The organism is Gilliamella sp. B3172 (assembly GCF_026536465.1).
In the GTDB taxonomy this organism is placed as follows: Bacteria; Pseudomonadota; Gammaproteobacteria; order Enterobacterales; family Orbaceae; genus Gilliamella.
This window is the reverse complement of the sequence record NZ_JAFNOA010000002.1, coordinates 404,673-421,002: the sequence shown is the minus strand read 5'-3', so window position 1 is coordinate 421,002 and position 16,330 is coordinate 404,673. Positions and strand designations below refer to the sequence as shown.

Genomic DNA, 16,330 nt, shown 5'->3' with positions numbered 1-16,330 from the left:
CAATAGATATTGATTATATTGATGATAAATGCAGGTCAGTCGGGATTTTAATTAGATAAGTAAAATGTTTTTATCGACGGTTAAAAATCATCAATTTATCGCTTTAATGGTTAAATAATTCCTGTCACAAGTTTTTCGTCAAAATCAACGTAAAAAATATAGCGAGCGGTCATAACAGGTTAAAAACTAGCTATTACGATTAGAAACAGGCATAATAGCTTTATCCTTATGGTGGCAAATCAGCTACTACATACCCGCAAGGGTGTATAAATAATTATCCTATCAACATCTGTCTTATTGAATTTTAATCTTTTTTAACACATTTAATTAATCGTTTTTTAATATTCTTTGTATGATTTTAATAAGGGGTACAGATTATGAAAAACAAGCAATTAGTTGAAAACTTCTTTAAAGATGTATTTATCAATGGCGATGTAGAGAAAATTAAACATTACGTCGCTGAAAACTATATTCAACACAATCCTCAAGTTAAAAATGGTTTAGACGGTTTTACTGAATTTTTTAAGTCTTATATTAAAAGTAAACCAAAATTTGATGTGATTAATATTAGTTGTGAAGCCGATATGGTTTATGTTTTTTATAAAACCACCATGCCCGATGGCTCGATTAGTAAAGTTTGTGATATTTACCGTGTTGAAAATAATAAAATTGCGGAACATTGGGATGTGATTGAATCGCATGTCGAAAAAATTAAATCGGTCAATCATAACAGTGTATTTTAGAAACAGGATTGCTAAAACAGATTTTTAAATCTCGCCTTTCGTGGAAGTTTACTTTGACATAAGCTTCCACGAAACCATGCGCAATTAGCTAACTATCAGTAAATTTTATCGGTGTTTCTAAAGTACTTTAAGCTTCTGTCAAAACAAAGGCTTAGCAAGCAATAAACCAGATATTTTAATAATACTTGCAGCCTAATAAAGCCAAATACCTCAATCAATTCCTGTATTTTTATTTAACATCTAAATGAATTTGAAGTTTCACTGCTTGTTTAGCAAATCATTTAATTTACTAGCCAATAGATCTTGAACTAAGTGTTAAGGTAAAAAATAGCAATTTATTTCAGGTATTTAACCTAACACATGGTAAACAACACACCTTAAAGGTACTGTTTGAAAACTAATTAAGGTTGATTGATACGGTCGTTATAACATTCGACTGCTTGATTATAATGTTCGACCATATACGTTGTTACCGCACGCGGATTATTTCTGATAGCGCGATAATCACCAATAAAATCTTCTAAATATCTTATCATCGAGCTAAATCCCACAATATTTCTACCGTTTTTTTCAGCCATTTGTAGCTCATTTTGTAGCTTGTCGAGTCTGTCCTCTAACAGCGCTAAATATTCATTGGCTTTAGTGATTTTTTCTTTATCCTGAAAATCTTCAAGATAGTCAAATTGCGCTAAGATTTGTTCGCCATAATTTAAACACTCTTCTGCATAAAGTTCTAAGGTTCGACCCTGCTTTTTAAATAACTCTAGACTTAATTTACTTTGCTCATATGCCAACTGTTGGACAGAGGCAGAAAATTGATTATAAAGTTGGTTTGCTTTTAAATAATCTGGCGTAAAAGTCGCCATTAACTCTTTCCCTTTTGCCCCATTATCATCTTCAAAACGTCTGGTGGAGTTATATTTTTCCAGTTCAGCCCAAATCGGTAAAAGCTCATCTAGCGTTGCGATTAGATTACGAGCATGAGTATCTACCGGTTCAATCGGAATCGGATTTTTAGTTAAAGTGGCAATCAAGCTTTGGCGTAACCTTTCGTAACCTCTGGAGTTTAAAAGCAGTGAGGATTCAATAACGCGATAGTTCTTATTTTCAATCCCCTGCTTTATTTTCTCTACCCTATCAGACCAAACCGATAAACCAGCACTTAGGCGTCTACTGTGCTGGTTTGTCGCATCGATATAGTTAGATACTTTCTGAGTTATTTGATACGCTTTTTGTTCTTCAGTTAAATTAGCTGTTGCCGTTGTTTGAGCAGGCTCCACAATCTTTTGAGTATCAAGTTTAACAATATTAGTAATGTTGTCCTGTTGCTTAGTATTTTCAACGTCTGGTTTAGTATTTACGTCGCTTTGTTTAGTATTTACAACATTTGGTTCGGTGTTTACGACTGCATTATCATCAAAAGAATCATCAGATAAATTGATATCATAAGAATTAATTGAAGTTGACACATTAGATTTTTCCGAAACATCATTATTATCACCTTCATCACAACCAGTCAAAGCCAGCACATTAATCACTAATGCTAATAATAATTTTTTTTCCAAAATCTTATCCTTTCAAGCGAATTAAAACTTAAGTTTTGCGTAAAGCATTTATTGTTTATTAGAATTATTGAAAATTCAAGTAGATTATTTTATAAACACTAATTATTTGTGATCCAGATCAGTAATCGGTGTTTTTTGTCGTGCATAAATTTGGATTTTCTCGAATGTTTTGAGAAAACTAGTACAACTGGCAGTTAGCTCGGTTAACGTTTAGGAGATTAAGTAAGGCTTGTTAATTGGAGCGGGAAACGAGGTTCGAACTCGCGACCTCAACCTTGGCAAGGTTGCGCTCTACCAACTGAGCTATTCCCGCATAAGAGATGATTAATAATGGTGCCCGGGGCGAGACTTGAACTCGCACGGCCAAAAAGGCCGAGGGATTTTAAATCCCTTGTGTCTACCGATTTCACCACCCGGGCTCAAAACTGGTTACGTAAGGTAATTCGCTTTGAATGCAGTGCATTTTACCTATCTAAATTTCAACGTCAATAAAAAAATGAAAATAATTGATTAACTGCTCAATGTTTGTCTGATTTGGCCTCTATTCGACCTTGTTTTGATTTAATATCGTTTTTTGAGCATATCATTATTAGGCGAAGCCCCAAACTGGCGTTTGTATTCTCGACTAAACTGTGACTGGCTTTCGTAGCCGACTTGAAAGGCGACCGATTTCACATCTTTACCTTCTTGAAGCATAAGGCGTTCAGCTTCATATAAACGTAACTGTTTTTGAAATTGTAAGGGACTTAGAGTTGTGACTTGACGAAAATGGCGATGAAAGGTTGAGCTCGACATATTCACTAACTTTAATAAGGTATCAACATCAAGTGGCTGAGTGTAGTTATTGCGTAGCCAGTTAATCGCTTTGGCTATCTGCTTAAGGTTTGCCCCTTTTAGATTGGAAAATCGTAGACTTTGACCCAATGGACTGTTAAGCAAATAATAATGAAGTTCTTTGATAAGCAGTGGCGCAATAAAGCCTATACTTTGGGGCTGTTCGAGCAACTCAATTAGGCGCAAAAACGTATCAATAATTTGATGTGTTGCTGTAGAGACGACCACCGCTGATGTGGGTTTATTTGTCGCTAAGTCAGGTTTTATTGCCATTTCGCTAAGTAATTGACTGATGATGTGCTTATCAAGTTTTATTGATATTGAAATAAAAGGATCTTTTGGCGTAGCGCGCGAAATATGAAATACTCCCGGCAGATCGACGCCAACAACCATACATTGGCCTTGACCATAATTGAATGTTTGATTTCCTATCATAGACCGCTTATGCCCCTGCACGACCATGGCAATCATTGGATGATAAAAACAGCTTTCAGGTGGTCTGTCATGGTCATAACGAGATATCATTAATCCCGGAATATCTGTGGAGAGTCGAGCTTGTTGCGGTAGTAGTTGCAAAATCTTCTGTTTTAAATAAGCATGCGTTTGTACCAACCGATCGTTATGCATTTCCCCCCCCTTTGCCTCTCAGCTTTATGTTTTAGATCTTATTATCAAGCCAATTAAACGTTTAGTTGCCACAATTAATTTATTGATGACGTTAAGCAGCAACTATTTGTTGTTGCCATTGGTTAATCTATTTAATAGCAGGTAGTGAACAAAAGATAACATGATAAAGCATGCATTCGAAGATCTGATCTTTTCAAATCTATGCACAAAACAATCATTCAATTTGAGTATGTCACAGCTTGATTAATTTCAATCGGATAAGATCAACCTATTTAAAGATACAAATGAATAAACCTAATAGATTAATTTAAATCAATAATAATCTTTCAGCGTTAACTTAATTAATATGGATAAATCAGCTACAGAAACACATGGTTTCTGAGCCTTTGGTAAGATAAGAAGAGAAAAAGAATACTACACGCTAAAAGATGATCCACAGCCACAAGTTGTTGTTGCATTGGGATTATCAACAACAAAACGCGATCCTTGTAGACCTTCAACATAATCAATCGTTCCACCAACTAAGTATTGTAAACTCATTGGGTCAATAACTAGTGAAACGCCATTTTTTTCGATCGATAGATCATCTTCGTTTACTTTTTCATCAAAAGTAAAACCATACTGAAACCCACTACAACCACCGCCAGTGATGTAGACACGTAATTTTAGATTAGGGTTTTCTTCTTCTGTGACTAGTGATTTAACTTTATTTGCAGCAGCATCAGTAAAGTTAATCGGTAAAGCATCGCTCATTTGATTCTCCTAATAGTTATACTGTCATATTATATACTGTTGGCAAATGAAAATACAAAATGAAAACTTCTATCAGATAAATTTATTAAAGCTTGCTTGAATTAAATTCAATTTTATGAATAAATACATCAACCTTTTCTTTAGAGAATGCCAATATCATGCAAAATACTTTAAAATCTGAAAAGCTTTATCATCAAGCATTATCCTTTATGCCGGGCGGTGTAAATTCGCCAGTTCGGGCTTTTAACGGTGTTGGTGGTACGCCAATATTTATTGAGCGGGCTGACGGTGCTTATATTTATGATGTCGATGAAAAAGCCTATATTGATTATGTCGGCTCTTGGGGTCCAATGATTTTAGGTCACAATGATCCGGATGTGGCTAACGCAGTTATTAAGGCTGTTCATCAAGGTCTGAGCTATGGCGCCCCCACGGAAATTGAAACAAAGGTTGCTGATCTTGTCACCCAGTTAATGCCGTCAATTGAGATGTTACGTATGGTCAACTCCGGTACAGAAGCCACCATGAGCGCAATTCGCGTTGCTCGTGGTTTTACCGGTCGAGATAAAATTATCAAATTTGAAGGCTGCTATCATGGTCATGCGGATTATTTATTAGTTAAGGCCGGTTCCGGCGCCCTTACTTTTGGTCATCCAACATCGCCAGGTGTTCCGCATGATTTTGTTAAACATACTTTAGTTTGTGATTATAATGACTTAGCCTCCGTCGAGCGCCAATTTGAACAACATCCGGATGATATTGCAGCCATCATTATTGAGCCAGTAGCCGGTAATATGAACTGCGTACCGGCCAAAAAAGAATTTTTACATGGTTTGCGATCGTTATGTGATAAATATGGCGCTTTGTTAATTATTGATGAAGTGATGACAGGATTTAGAGTTGCATTAGGTGGAGCGCAAGAGTATTACGATATCACCCCGGATTTAACCTGTTTAGGCAAAATTATTGGCGGAGGAATGCCAGTTGGCGCATTTGGTGGTCGAGCGGAAATAATGCAACAATTAGCGCCGACCGGTCCAATCTATCAAGCCGGCACCCTTTCCGGCAATCCGGTAGCAATGGCTGCGGGATATGCAACTTTAAGCAAATTGAACGATGTGGGGGTTTATCAACAATTAGCGGATAAAACGGCATCATTGGTTAACGGGCTGTCAGATGTCGCCCGGAAACATAATATACCATTAGTAACCAATCATGTGGGCGGTATGTTTGGCTTATTCTTTACAACTGCTTTAGAAGTAACCTGTTATCAAGATGTTATGCAATGTAATGTTGAAATATTCAAAAAATTCTATCATCATATGCTATCTGAGGGTGTTTATTTTGCTCCTTCAGCATTTGAAGCAGGTTTCATGTCACTTATGCATACAGATAGAGAAATTAATCACACCATTGATGCGGCAAGTCGTTTTTTTAGTAATATAAAATGAATTAATGACACAGAGTTTTTAATACCAAATAGAGATTAAAATTTTAAACTATTAACATAGGTAATAATTTATGGTTAATCCACTAAAAGAAGGTGAAAAAGCACCTCAATTTTCTTTACCAGATCAAGATGGGGAGCTAATAAGTTCTAAAGATTTTAAAGGTCAACGTATTTTAATCTATTTTTATCCCAAAGCTATGACGCCTGGTTGTACTATTCAGGCTTGTAATTTACGTGACAGTTCTGATGAATTGAAAAAATATGATGTCGTTGTTATTGGCATTAGTACCGATAAACCGGAAAAGTTGTCACGTTTTGCAGATAAAGAGTTATTAAACTTTACCCTTCTTTCAGATGAAAATCATGAAGTTTGTCAAGCATTTGGTACTTGGGGGGAAAAGGAATTCATGGGGAAAACCTATGACGGTATTCATCGAATCAGTTTTTTAATTGGTAAAGACGGTAAAATAGAAAAAGTCTTCGACAATTTTAAAACCGCTGATCATCATACCGTTGTGTTAGATTATCTTAAATCGCACGCAAAATAGCATCTTATTGCATCACGAATGATAAAGCAGATTAGCCCACTAATCTGCTTTTATTTTTTGATTAATCTTATGGATTTCTTCAGGATTTGGCCAAGCATTAATAATGGCTTTTACTAATGTCGCTAACGGTATTGCGAAAAAGACCCCCCAAAATCCCCACAAACCACCAAAAATAATCACCGCTAAAATGATCACTAATGGGTGCAAATTAAGTTTTTCCGAGAAGAGATAAGGTACTAATAAATTACCGTCTAAAGCTTGAATAAGCACATAGAAGAATATTAAATAGCCAAATTGAGCAGTCAGCCCCCATTGGAACAAGGCGATTAAAACGACCGGAATACTGGAAATAATAATTCCAATATAAGGGATTAAAACTGATAAACCAACGCCTACAGCCAATAACAAGCCATAATCCAGCCCAAAATACCAAAACGGAATATAAACGCTAATGGTTAAAATAAGGATATGTAAAACATTACCGACGATATAATTTGATATTTGCATATCCATTTCAGAAGCAACTTTATTTAAAACTGTTCTATTTTTTGGCAATATCACTGAGCAGTAACCCCAAATTTTAGTTTTATCTTTCAGTAAGAAAAACATAATAATTGGGATTAAAACAGCATTAATCGCGACTGAAACTAAGCTAAACAAAGAAACAATTGAAAATTGTAAAAGCGAATTACCGGTTTGGACAAATTTACTGGTGATACCTTGAATAATTGAATCAAACAATCCTACATCAATCAGTTCCGGATAGTGTTCCGGTAGCGAGGTCAGTAAGTTATTAACAAAATTAAGCATGTTCGGGATATTGGTGATTAAACTGATACTTTGTTGCCAAATTAAGGGAACTAAAATCATAAATCCGGCTAACACCAGCATCACAAATACTAATAAAACAATGATGACTGCAAACGTGCGTGGTATATTCTTTTTATGTAAATAATTGACCGGTCTATCAAGTAGATATGACAACACGATAGCAATTAGAACGGGCAAAAGAATTTTATGAAAGAAGTAGATTATAAAAAATAAAATCAGGATAACAAACATTAACGATACAACATGGGGATCGCTAAATCGTTTTTTATACCATTGCATAAACATTTTAAACATCTACAAACTCCTATTTTGTAAATAATTTTTATTATTATTTAATTATCTTTATTTTTTTATGCCGCCTAATATACCACGACTAATTTGCCGACCAACATTATTTATTATCTGTCTGGTTGCGCTTTTGGCTACTTGTTGAACAACGCCGTCATGTTGCCCACCTTTTGGGCCATTCCAACCAAAAAATAGCGAACGAAGAAAATCGACCACACCACCATGATTGTTCTGTTGATCGGTGTTAGCATCATCAGCATTGGTATTTGGCTCATTAGTATTCGCGTTAGCAACTCCGTTAACGTTAAATCCATCCCTAATTTTTTCGTAAGCGGATTGACGATCAATCGTTTGCGAATATTTATTATAAAATGGCGATTGATGAATAATAGATAATTGGTCATCTAAAGGCATTGGTCCCATTTTTGAGCCAGGGGCAATAATAAATCCACGTTCAACCATGTTGGGGCGCCCTTTTTCATCGAGAAACGAGATTAAAGCTTCACCTACACCTAAGTCCATTATGGCTTTTTCGGTATCGAAATTTGGATTAGCCCGCATAGTTTGCGCTGCAACTTTAACTATTTTTTGATCTTTAGGGGTGAAGGCTCGTAAAGCGTGTTGTACTCGATTGCCTAACTGCCCAAGTACAGTATCGGGGATATCGGTCGGATTTTGGGTTGCAAAATAGACGCCAACGCCTTTTGAACGAATTAAACGAACAACTTGTTCAATTTTTTCTAATAAAGCCGATGAAATATCATTAAATAGCAGGTGGGCTTCATCAAAAAAGAATACCAATTTCGGTTTGTCCAAATCGCCCACTTCTGGCAGATGTTCAAACAGTTCGGAAAGTAACCATAGTAAGAACACCGAATATAATTTTGGTGAATTATATAACTTGTCAGCTGCCAGTATATTGATAACACCATGACCTTGTGCATCTACTTGCAGCAGATCGGCGATATCTAACATAGGTTCGCCTAAGAAATATTCTGCGCCCTCTTGTTCAAGGGTCAATAAGCCCCGTTGGATAGCACCAATTGATGATGAGGAGATATTACCGTATTGAGTTATGAATTTTTTAGCATTATCGCCGACAAATTGAACGAGTGTGCGTAGATCTTTAAAATCGATCAATAATAAGCCATTATCGTCAGCAATTTTAAATACCAGTTGTAAAACGCCGGATTGTATATCATTAAGATTTAATAATCGAGCCAGTAACACCGGGCCAATATCAGACACCGTACTACGAACAGGTATTCCTTTTTCACCAAAAACATCCCATAATGCAATAGGCGATGCAACTGGAGACCAATCTTTAACGCCAATGTTTTCTAACCGAGATTGCAATTTTTCCGTTAATTCACCTTTTAAGCCAATGCCGGTTAGATCGCCTTTTACATCAGCTAAAAAAACAGGAACGCCAATTTGTGAAAAACTCTCAGCCATTTTTTGCAAAGTCACCGTTTTACCTGTACCAGTTGCACCGGTAATTAAACCATGACGGTTAGCTAATGAAGCAAGAATATAAAGATCTTTGCCATTACTTTTGGCAATAACAATTGATTCACTCATGGGTTAAATCCTCATAAAAATTGCTATTAAAACAATTGAGAATATTGTAAGCTGAAACAGTAATAACTGCTAATGTTATTATTTTCACTCACCTGATTAAGGAGTAGCTATGTTTCCTGAATACCGCGATTTGATTTCTAAATTAAAAAATACCGATTTACGTTTTCAAAAACTGTTTGCTGAACATAATGAACTGGATCAAAAAATTAAAAATATTGAATCAGGCATTGCTGTTGATACATCTGAATCGATTGAGACGCTAAAAAAGCTTAAGCTTAAATTGAAAGATCAGCTCTATGAAATACTGAAAAAAGCCTCATCATAGAAGGTTTGTTAATTGTAATAATGCACCCACCATTATAGTAAAGTTTATTCGTGCATTAAATAGAGTGAAAACCGGTTTATGTTTAATTGACTTTGTTGATATTTAAAAAACCCCACATCAGGGGTTTTTTAATCATTAATATAATAAAATATAAATTTTAACTGATTATTTAATACGTTTCTCTTGCGCTTTTCTTTGTTTGCGATTTTTAATGAGCACGATTAAATTTTTATGTGGTGTTTTCATTTTGATTCCTTTTATCGTTATTGTTATAGATGAAAATAGTAAGCTACAAAGCAATGAGTTTTGATTTGTGCTTAAAATTTGTCGGGTCGTAATCAAAAATTATCTTTTTGTAAGTTAAGATAACTTTAACATAAAACCTCGTTTTTTGATATGTTTAAGTTTATTTAGGTAAGCAACCATGTCACTTACCTAATGTTTCACAGCATTTAGAACCATTGTCCGAAACGTTTAATATAAATTCGTTTCATCAATTGAGCCACAACACAATAACTGAGTAAAGTGGCGATCAACCATGGGAAATAGGACCATGGCAACGGTTCAAGACCAATCAGACTTCCCATTGGTGAGAACGGAATATAGATCCCTACTGCCATAATTAGCATTGTCATCACAATGACTGGGAAAGCAGCGGTACTTTGAATAAATGGAATTTTTTGCGTCCGTAACATATGTACAACTAATGTTTGTGACAATAAACCTTCGATAAACCACCCGGAATGGAATAGCGATTGTGCTTCAACACTATTTGCACCAAATACAAACCACATTAACGCATAAGTAGTAATATCAAAAATAGAGGATGTTGGACCAATCCAAATCATAAATCTTTTGATATTTTGTGCATCCCATTTACGTGGTTTTTGTAAAAACTCATCATCCATTTTGTCCCATGGTAATGATAGTTGTGAAATATCATACAAGAGGTTTTGAATTAATAGATGAATCGCCAACATTGGTAAAAATGGTAAAAAAGCACTGGCAACTAACACTGAGAAAATATTTCCAAAGTTAGAACTTGCCGTCATATTTAAGTACTTCATGATATTACCAAAAGTTTCACGACCACAAACCACGCCTTGTTCTAAAACCATTAAGCTTTTTTCCAGCAGGATAATATCGGCCGACTCTTTGGCGATATCGGTTGCTGTATCGACCGATATTCCCACGTCAGCATCTCTTAATGCCGGTGCATCATTAATACCGTCGCCTAAAAAGCCTACTGTATGACCATTTTCTTGTAATAAACGTATAATGCGTGATTTTTGTAACGGTGTTAATTTAGCAAAAATCGTGCGCTGTTCAATTTGCTCTTTAAGTTGAGCATCATCCATTTTCTCAATTTCAGCGCCTAACAGTGGTACACCAGGTTCAAGTCCTACTTCACGGCATACTTTAATTGTGATAATTTCATTATCACCTGTTAACACTTTTACCCCAACACCATGTTCATTTAATGCAGATATAGCCTCGTAAGCACTCTCTTTCGGTGGATCGAGGAAAGTAAGGAAACCACGAATTGCTAACGCTTTTTCATCTTGAACACTGTATTGGTCTTTAGCATCATGACCATCGATATCTTTCACACCAACGGCTAACACTCTAAAACCATCTCGATTGTAATTATGCGCAAGTTCAATTAACGCTTGTTTACGTTCTTCGTTTAATGGTAGATATTGACCATTTTCGTAAACGTAACTGGATATTGAAAGCATCTCTTCAACGGCGCCTTTACAGATCATTAAATGGTTGTCCCCGCCATTTTGTACAACGACAGACAAGCGACGTCGAACAAAGTCAAATGGTAACTCGTCGATTTTTTTGTATAGTCCAACGCCTACTTTTTTAACGTTGGTCTTTTCGTCAGCAAAACGGATGATAGCTTTATCCATTAAGTTTTTCATGCCGCTTTGATAATAGCTATTTAACCATGCAAGCTCTAATACGCTTGGATCTAATTGTCCGTTAATATCCAGATGATGTTCTAAGATAATTTTATCTTGTGTTAATGTACCGGTTTTATCAGTACATAAAATGTCCATGGCACCAAAGTTTTGTATCGCATTTAAACGTTTAACAACGACTTTACGTTTTGCCATTCCAACTGCACCTTTGGCTAGGTTGGCACTGACAATCATTGGTAACATTTCAGGTGTTAAACCAACCGCAACAGCAAGTGCAAATAGCGCAGCTTCGCCCCAGTCACCTTTGGTAAATCCATTAATTAAAAGCACAATCGGTACCATAACGAGCATAAAACGGATAAGTAACCAACTTACACTATTTACCCCTCGATCGAAGGAGGTCTCAGCGCGAGAGCCAACAATCGATTTAGCTAATGATCCAAAATGGGTATCAGAGCCGGTTGCCACAACAATAGCGGTTGCTGTACCACTCACCACATTTGTGCCCATAAAACAGACATTATTGACATCAAGTATATTATCTTTTGATATTTCAGATGAATTAACTTCATCAGATGTTTTTTGTGTCACCGCTCCCAATGTGTCATATTTTTCAACGGGTATAGATTCACCTGTTAATACTGCTTGGCTAACAAATAGATCGCGTGACTCGATCAATCGAATATCAGCCGGTATCATATCTCCGGCAGATAAATAGACAATATCACCCGGTACTATCTCATTAAGTGGTACTTCATAGCGTTCAGGGTTCATATCTTTATGCGGTCGTCTTAGCACAGTTGCCGTTGTACGAATCATAGATTTCAATGCTTCAGCCGCTTTGTTTGATCTGAACTCCTGCCAAAATCTTAATAATCCACTAAGGGTCACCATTATTAAAATAATAAAAATACCTGTAACATCGGTTTCTTCACCTTTTTGTAGTGGTAACCAATAATCCGTCACAAAGCTTACGATAGCTAATACGAGTAAAACAAATATAAAGGGATTATTAAATGCCATAAGCAACTGCATAAAAGCACTTGGGACTTTTTCTCTGGCAACTTCATTTTTGCCATATGTTTCAATGCGAGCTTGAGCATTTTCTTGCGTCAATCCGGACAGGCTTGACTGAAATTTAGCTAAAATAGTTTCTAAGCTATTTTGAGCTTCATCGAGTGCTTTAACCCCTAAATTGTTTTCTGCTTTAACTTTTGATGTGTTTTTAATCATCTTGCGTACCTATATCTAATCTTATTTTTAGATAAAAAAATCCTGCTCATCGTTGAGGTAACAACAATGAGTAATCGAAATGGGTAATTAATCTAAATTAAATGCAAAGCAAAACTAGCGATGTACGCTATTGCTGCACATACAATTAATTTAATGAAATAATTAATTAAGAATTAGATACAACTCGGCGGTTCTAATTGTTTTTGTGATAGATGTAAAATACACAGCATTAAAGTTTGTGCGCATTTAAGTTTTGAGTTTGTGTGATAGCGTGTACAAAATTGCATATCGTTCACCGTTACCGTTTTTATCAATCTCGGCTTGTGAACTGAAAAAATGATTATTTAGACAGGTTCATTAACCGACAATGATTTGATTGAATTTATCGCCCCCGCAAATGGGGTGACCCGAATGAGTGTCCATATTTCTCCTGTAAATTGAACTCTACGCCTTGGATTTCAACTTTTCTTAACCCTCATTTTTAACCACCGTCATCGTTAAAAAAGTAAGAAAAGCTCGAAGGCGTGCAAGTTATACGCCTTTGAACGTAAGAAGTCAACCGATTAAATAAAAATGTAGAAGCATTTGCTTAAAAACAGCACTTATAGTTAGATAATACAAGCTTTCATGACAGAATCATTACAAGTTTTACTTAATTTCAGTTACAATTGTCATATAACGATTTATTTGGGAATTAACAATGGAACTAAACGAATTACTTGCAGATAATTGGTTCAACTTATTTATCATTTTCGTACTTTCGCTAATCGCTTTTATTTTTAGTAAACGCCGTACGATCAACTACTTTGATAACCTTATTAAGTACACAGATATTTTAGAAAAAGCCCCTCAACCCAAATATCAAAAAGATTACTTAAATAATATTAAAAGGAAACTACTTTGGGAAAAAGTCTGTTTTTTTGATGTGGGTAACATTAATAAAGAGCGTATTGCTATCTCGCTAGTCAATGCTGATATCAATAATATTATTGAACTTACTCAGCTCAATTTGCTAACCCAATACTTTAGCATTAAAAACAACAAAATTAATCCCATTAATCCATTGTTGATAAAAGAAATAATCCTAATTTTAGTTGCATCATTCTTTGGTGTTTTTGTGATCTTCTCTAATCTTTTTACTATCTTTGGTTCACATAAGATTGTTAATGTCATTATTGCTATTTTAGCTATCTTTATCATCATGATTATATTAGCACAGTTTGCATCCGGACCTTTCAAACGACTTAATATCTATCGATTGATTCTTAAAGATCGTTCTTTTTTAACACGTGCCAATAACGTGTTATCCGAAATGCTTCCAAAATCAAATCAAACTGTCACAATAAATTTAGATAAGTTAAAAGTGAAAGGCGAAGAAAACAAAGAAAAAGACAATAAACAAGAACAAGACACAAAACAAGAGCACGAACAAGAACAAGAACAAGAACAAGAACAAGAACAAGAACAAGACAATCAATAAATTTATAATTTTTTGCAAAATAAGATTAATGCAAAAACTAGTTAAATAAACAAGGATAACGGAGTTAAAGATAAGCTACTTTGTTATCCTTTTTTAATATGGGGATCAGTTACCAATTTTCAATCTTGAGTTTTTTAACTGCCCAACCAGTGACAAAAGTGAAACATTGAGTTGATGCATAAACTGTTGATAAGAGAACTCTTTTTTGCTGATCTCATCAAGTTGCATCTCCCAATGGGCAGTCATATCCGGCATAGACATCATCTCTGGCAATGACAAAATAAGATTGCGGCCAACAGGTGTTGATCGAATTGTTTTACCTTGTCTGGTTAAAAATTGCCTTTTAAATAGCAGTTCAATTATTCCCGCTCTGGTCGCTTCGGTGCCTAAGCCGTCTGTTTCACGTAATATTTTCTTTATTTCGGGATCTTTAACAAAGCGCGCAATCCCTGTCATTGCAGAAAGTAAGGTAGCATCGGTAAATGGTTTTGGTGGTTGGGTTTCTTTGCTTAACAGTTCGGTATCAACACACTGCACTGACTCGCCTTTTTTTACCAGTTTAGTTAACACTCCGCTCGATTCATTATTTGGATTATCATTGTCGTTTTGATAGTTTTTGCTACGAAACAAGACTTTCCAACCTTCATCAAGCATTTGGTTAGTTTTGGAGATAAATTTTCCACCGACAATATCAACATCAATTTGTAATTCAGCATATTTATAAGCCGGATAAAACTGTGCCAGATATTGGGTGGCGATAACTTGATAAACCGCCTTTTCATTTTCAGTGAGGTTTTCCATTCTTGCTTTGCGCAAGGTAGGGATAATTGCATGGTGCGCCTCAACTTTTTTATCATTCCATGTTTTAGTACGTAAGGTAAAATCAGCATTATCAATAGCCGTTTTTAGCTCAGGACAATTATTTTCAATCGCAGATTTTACCCCATTAATTTGATCAATATGTTCTTGCGGTAAAAACCGGCAATCCGATCTGGGATAGGTGATTAATTTATGTTTTTCATATAACGCTTGGCAAATATCGAGCACATCTTGCGCACTTAAGCCATTTTTTTTCGCCATTTCGATCTGTAAGGCAGAAAGGTTAAATGGCAAAGGTGGTGCAAGCTCTTTCTTTTTGTTACTCACTTTCTCAACAGTGCCTGTTTGATTGATAATTCTTTGACAGACATTTTCTGCTAATGCTTTAACCAGAACTCGCCCTTCTTCATCTTGATAAGGTGCACAAGCTTCGCTAGGTTGCCATTTTGCCTTGAACTTTTCATTATGCTCAGTTTCTAAAACAGCATAAACTTCATAAAATGGTTTTGGGACAAATTGTTCAATATCGATATCACGCCGAACAACTAAACCCAAAATAGGAGTTTGAACACGCCCAATTGATAATACGCCACGATAACCACTTTTTTGCCCAACAATTGTACAAACACGACTCATATTTATACCATAAAGCCAATCGGCTCTCGCTCTCGCTAAAGCCGAAGTGGACAATGGTATAAACTCTTGGTTACTTCGTAACTGTTGTAATGATTTTTCAACCGCACTAGCATTTAAATCACTGATAAGACAGCGCTGGATTGATTTACGTTTCGTATCGGGTAGCTTACAGTAATTTAGTACTTCATCCACCAATAGTTGCCCTTCTCTATCCGGGTCACCCGCGTGAACAATCTGATCGGCTGATTTGATCAGATCAACTAAAATATTAAACTGTTTTGCAGTGTTGCTTTTTGGCATTAATATCCATTTTTCAGGGACAATTGGTAGATCATTAACTTGCCACTTTTTATAACGTTGGTCATAAACCTCTGGCGTCGCTTGTTCAAGTAAATGCCCAATACACCAACTGACAATATCACCATTGCCGGCTTTGATAAAGCCATTCCCTTTTTGATGAGGTTTTGGCAATACATCCGCAATAGCCCTTGCCAGACTAGGTTTTTCAGCAATAAAAAGACGATAGGATTGATTTGATTGCATAATTATTAGTATAAATCATTAATGTTAGACAGTTTAAGCACGTTAGGATTTAGCAAAGCTATCACCTTATTTGTTCTATAAAAAACCGGATAATACCTATCCCGGCAAGCTGATATTTGACCTAGCAAACCAAATAATACGCTGAG

General features: G+C 35.7%; 12 protein-coding genes and 2 tRNA genes. 5 read left to right on the top strand and 9 right to left on the bottom strand.

Annotation, left to right across the window (positions count from 1 at the left end; all coding sequences use genetic code 11):
• Positions 1-377: 377 nt before the first annotated feature.
• Positions 378-743, top strand: a complete 366-nt coding sequence (locus tag J3U37_RS04550) for an ester cyclase (RefSeq protein ID WP_220219458.1) — start codon at positions 378-380, stop codon at positions 741-743.
• A gap of 401 nt (positions 744-1,144) precedes the next feature.
• On the opposite strand, the gene J3U37_RS04545 is transcribed toward J3U37_RS04550, so the two are convergent.
• From J3U37_RS04545 to erpA, 5 genes are all read right to left on the bottom strand, one after another.
• Positions 1,145-2,308 (bottom strand): DUF3829 domain-containing protein, encoded by a 1,164-nt coding sequence (locus J3U37_RS04545; RefSeq protein ID WP_267373493.1) that lies wholly within the window; start codon positions 2,306-2,308, stop codon positions 1,145-1,147.
• 237 nt (positions 2,309-2,545) lie between these two features.
• Positions 2,546-2,621 (bottom strand) — tRNA-Gly (locus J3U37_RS04540).
• A gap of 18 nt (positions 2,622-2,639) precedes the next feature.
• A tRNA-Leu gene (locus tag J3U37_RS04535) sits at positions 2,640-2,727 on the bottom strand.
• A gap of 142 nt (positions 2,728-2,869) precedes the next feature.
• A complete protein-coding gene (locus J3U37_RS04530; protein ID WP_267373491.1) occupies positions 2,870-3,769 on the bottom strand; it encodes an AraC family transcriptional regulator in 900 nt (299 codons plus the stop codon).
• 414 nt (positions 3,770-4,183) lie between these two features.
• Complete coding sequence (erpA, locus tag J3U37_RS04525) at positions 4,184-4,522, bottom strand: iron-sulfur cluster insertion protein ErpA (protein ID WP_220219455.1); 339 nt, start codon at positions 4,520-4,522, stop codon at positions 4,184-4,186.
• A 158-nt stretch (positions 4,523-4,680) separates the two neighbouring features.
• On the opposite strand from erpA, the gene hemL reads away from it, so the two are divergent.
• Both hemL and bcp read left to right on the top strand, forming a co-directional pair.
• Complete coding sequence (hemL, locus tag J3U37_RS04520; RefSeq protein WP_267373490.1) at positions 4,681-5,973, top strand: glutamate-1-semialdehyde 2,1-aminomutase; 1,293 nt, start codon at positions 4,681-4,683, stop codon at positions 5,971-5,973.
• Positions 5,974-6,043: 70 nt separating this feature from the next.
• Positions 6,044-6,520 carry a thioredoxin-dependent thiol peroxidase gene (bcp, locus tag J3U37_RS04515; protein ID WP_220219453.1) on the top strand — a complete coding sequence of 159 codons (477 nt, stop codon included), beginning with the start codon at positions 6,044-6,046 and terminating at the stop codon, positions 6,518-6,520.
• Between the two features lie 39 nt (positions 6,521-6,559).
• On the opposite strand, the gene J3U37_RS04510 is transcribed toward bcp, so the two are convergent.
• On the bottom strand, positions 6,560-7,645 hold the full coding sequence (locus J3U37_RS04510; RefSeq protein WP_267373489.1) for an AI-2E family transporter: 1,086 nt from the start codon (positions 7,643-7,645) through the stop codon (positions 6,560-6,562).
• Between the two features lie 48 nt (positions 7,646-7,693).
• Complete coding sequence (locus J3U37_RS04505) at positions 7,694-9,220, bottom strand: helicase HerA-like C-terminal domain-containing protein (RefSeq protein ID WP_267373486.1); 1,527 nt, start codon at positions 9,218-9,220, stop codon at positions 7,694-7,696.
• 109 nt (positions 9,221-9,329) lie between these two features.
• Between J3U37_RS04505 and J3U37_RS04500 the strand changes: the two genes are divergently transcribed.
• On the top strand, positions 9,330-9,545 hold the full coding sequence (locus J3U37_RS04500) for a YdcH family protein (RefSeq protein ID WP_220219450.1): 216 nt from the start codon (positions 9,330-9,332) through the stop codon (positions 9,543-9,545).
• Between the two features lie 452 nt (positions 9,546-9,997).
• Here the strand turns inward: J3U37_RS04500 and mgtA are convergent, their stop codons facing one another.
• On the bottom strand, positions 9,998-12,706 hold the full coding sequence (mgtA, locus tag J3U37_RS04495) for a magnesium-translocating P-type ATPase (RefSeq protein ID WP_267373484.1): 2,709 nt from the start codon (positions 12,704-12,706) through the stop codon (positions 9,998-10,000).
• Between the two features lie 700 nt (positions 12,707-13,406).
• Here mgtA and J3U37_RS04490 point away from each other — a divergent pair.
• On the top strand, positions 13,407-14,186 hold the full coding sequence (locus J3U37_RS04490) for a hypothetical protein (RefSeq protein WP_267373483.1): 780 nt from the start codon (positions 13,407-13,409) through the stop codon (positions 14,184-14,186).
• A gap of 105 nt (positions 14,187-14,291) precedes the next feature.
• On the opposite strand, the gene J3U37_RS04485 is transcribed toward J3U37_RS04490, so the two are convergent.
• Positions 14,292-16,184, bottom strand: a complete 1,893-nt coding sequence (locus J3U37_RS04485) for a DNA topoisomerase III (RefSeq protein WP_267373482.1) — start codon at positions 16,182-16,184, stop codon at positions 14,292-14,294.
• Positions 16,185-16,330 lie beyond the last annotated feature (146 nt).

Excerpts from the sequence above, each read along its gene's own strand:
- J3U37_RS04550 (WP_220219458.1), top strand. The coding sequence starts at position 378 with ATGAAAAACAAGCAATTAGTTGAAAACTTCTTTAAAGATGTATTTATC.
- J3U37_RS04530 (WP_267373491.1), bottom strand. The coding sequence starts at position 3,769 with ATGCATAACGATCGGTTGGTACAAACGCATGCTTATTTAAAACAGAAG.
- erpA (WP_220219455.1), bottom strand. The coding sequence starts at position 4,522 with ATGAGCGATGCTTTACCGATTAACTTTACTGATGCTGCTGCAAATAAA.
- hemL (WP_267373490.1), top strand. The coding sequence starts at position 4,681 with ATGCAAAATACTTTAAAATCTGAAAAGCTTTATCATCAAGCATTATCC.
- bcp (WP_220219453.1), top strand. The coding sequence starts at position 6,044 with ATGGTTAATCCACTAAAAGAAGGTGAAAAAGCACCTCAATTTTCTTTA.
- J3U37_RS04510 (WP_267373489.1), bottom strand. The coding sequence starts at position 7,645 with ATGTTTAAAATGTTTATGCAATGGTATAAAAAACGATTTAGCGATCCC.
- J3U37_RS04505 (WP_267373486.1), bottom strand. The coding sequence starts at position 9,220 with ATGAGTGAATCAATTGTTATTGCCAAAAGTAATGGCAAAGATCTTTAT.
- J3U37_RS04500 (WP_220219450.1), top strand. The coding sequence starts at position 9,330 with ATGTTTCCTGAATACCGCGATTTGATTTCTAAATTAAAAAATACCGAT.
- mgtA (WP_267373484.1), bottom strand. The coding sequence starts at position 12,706 with ATGATTAAAAACACATCAAAAGTTAAAGCAGAAAACAATTTAGGGGTT.
- J3U37_RS04490 (WP_267373483.1), top strand. The coding sequence starts at position 13,407 with ATGGAACTAAACGAATTACTTGCAGATAATTGGTTCAACTTATTTATC.
- J3U37_RS04485 (WP_267373482.1), bottom strand. The coding sequence starts at position 16,184 with ATGCAATCAAATCAATCCTATCGTCTTTTTATTGCTGAAAAACCTAGT.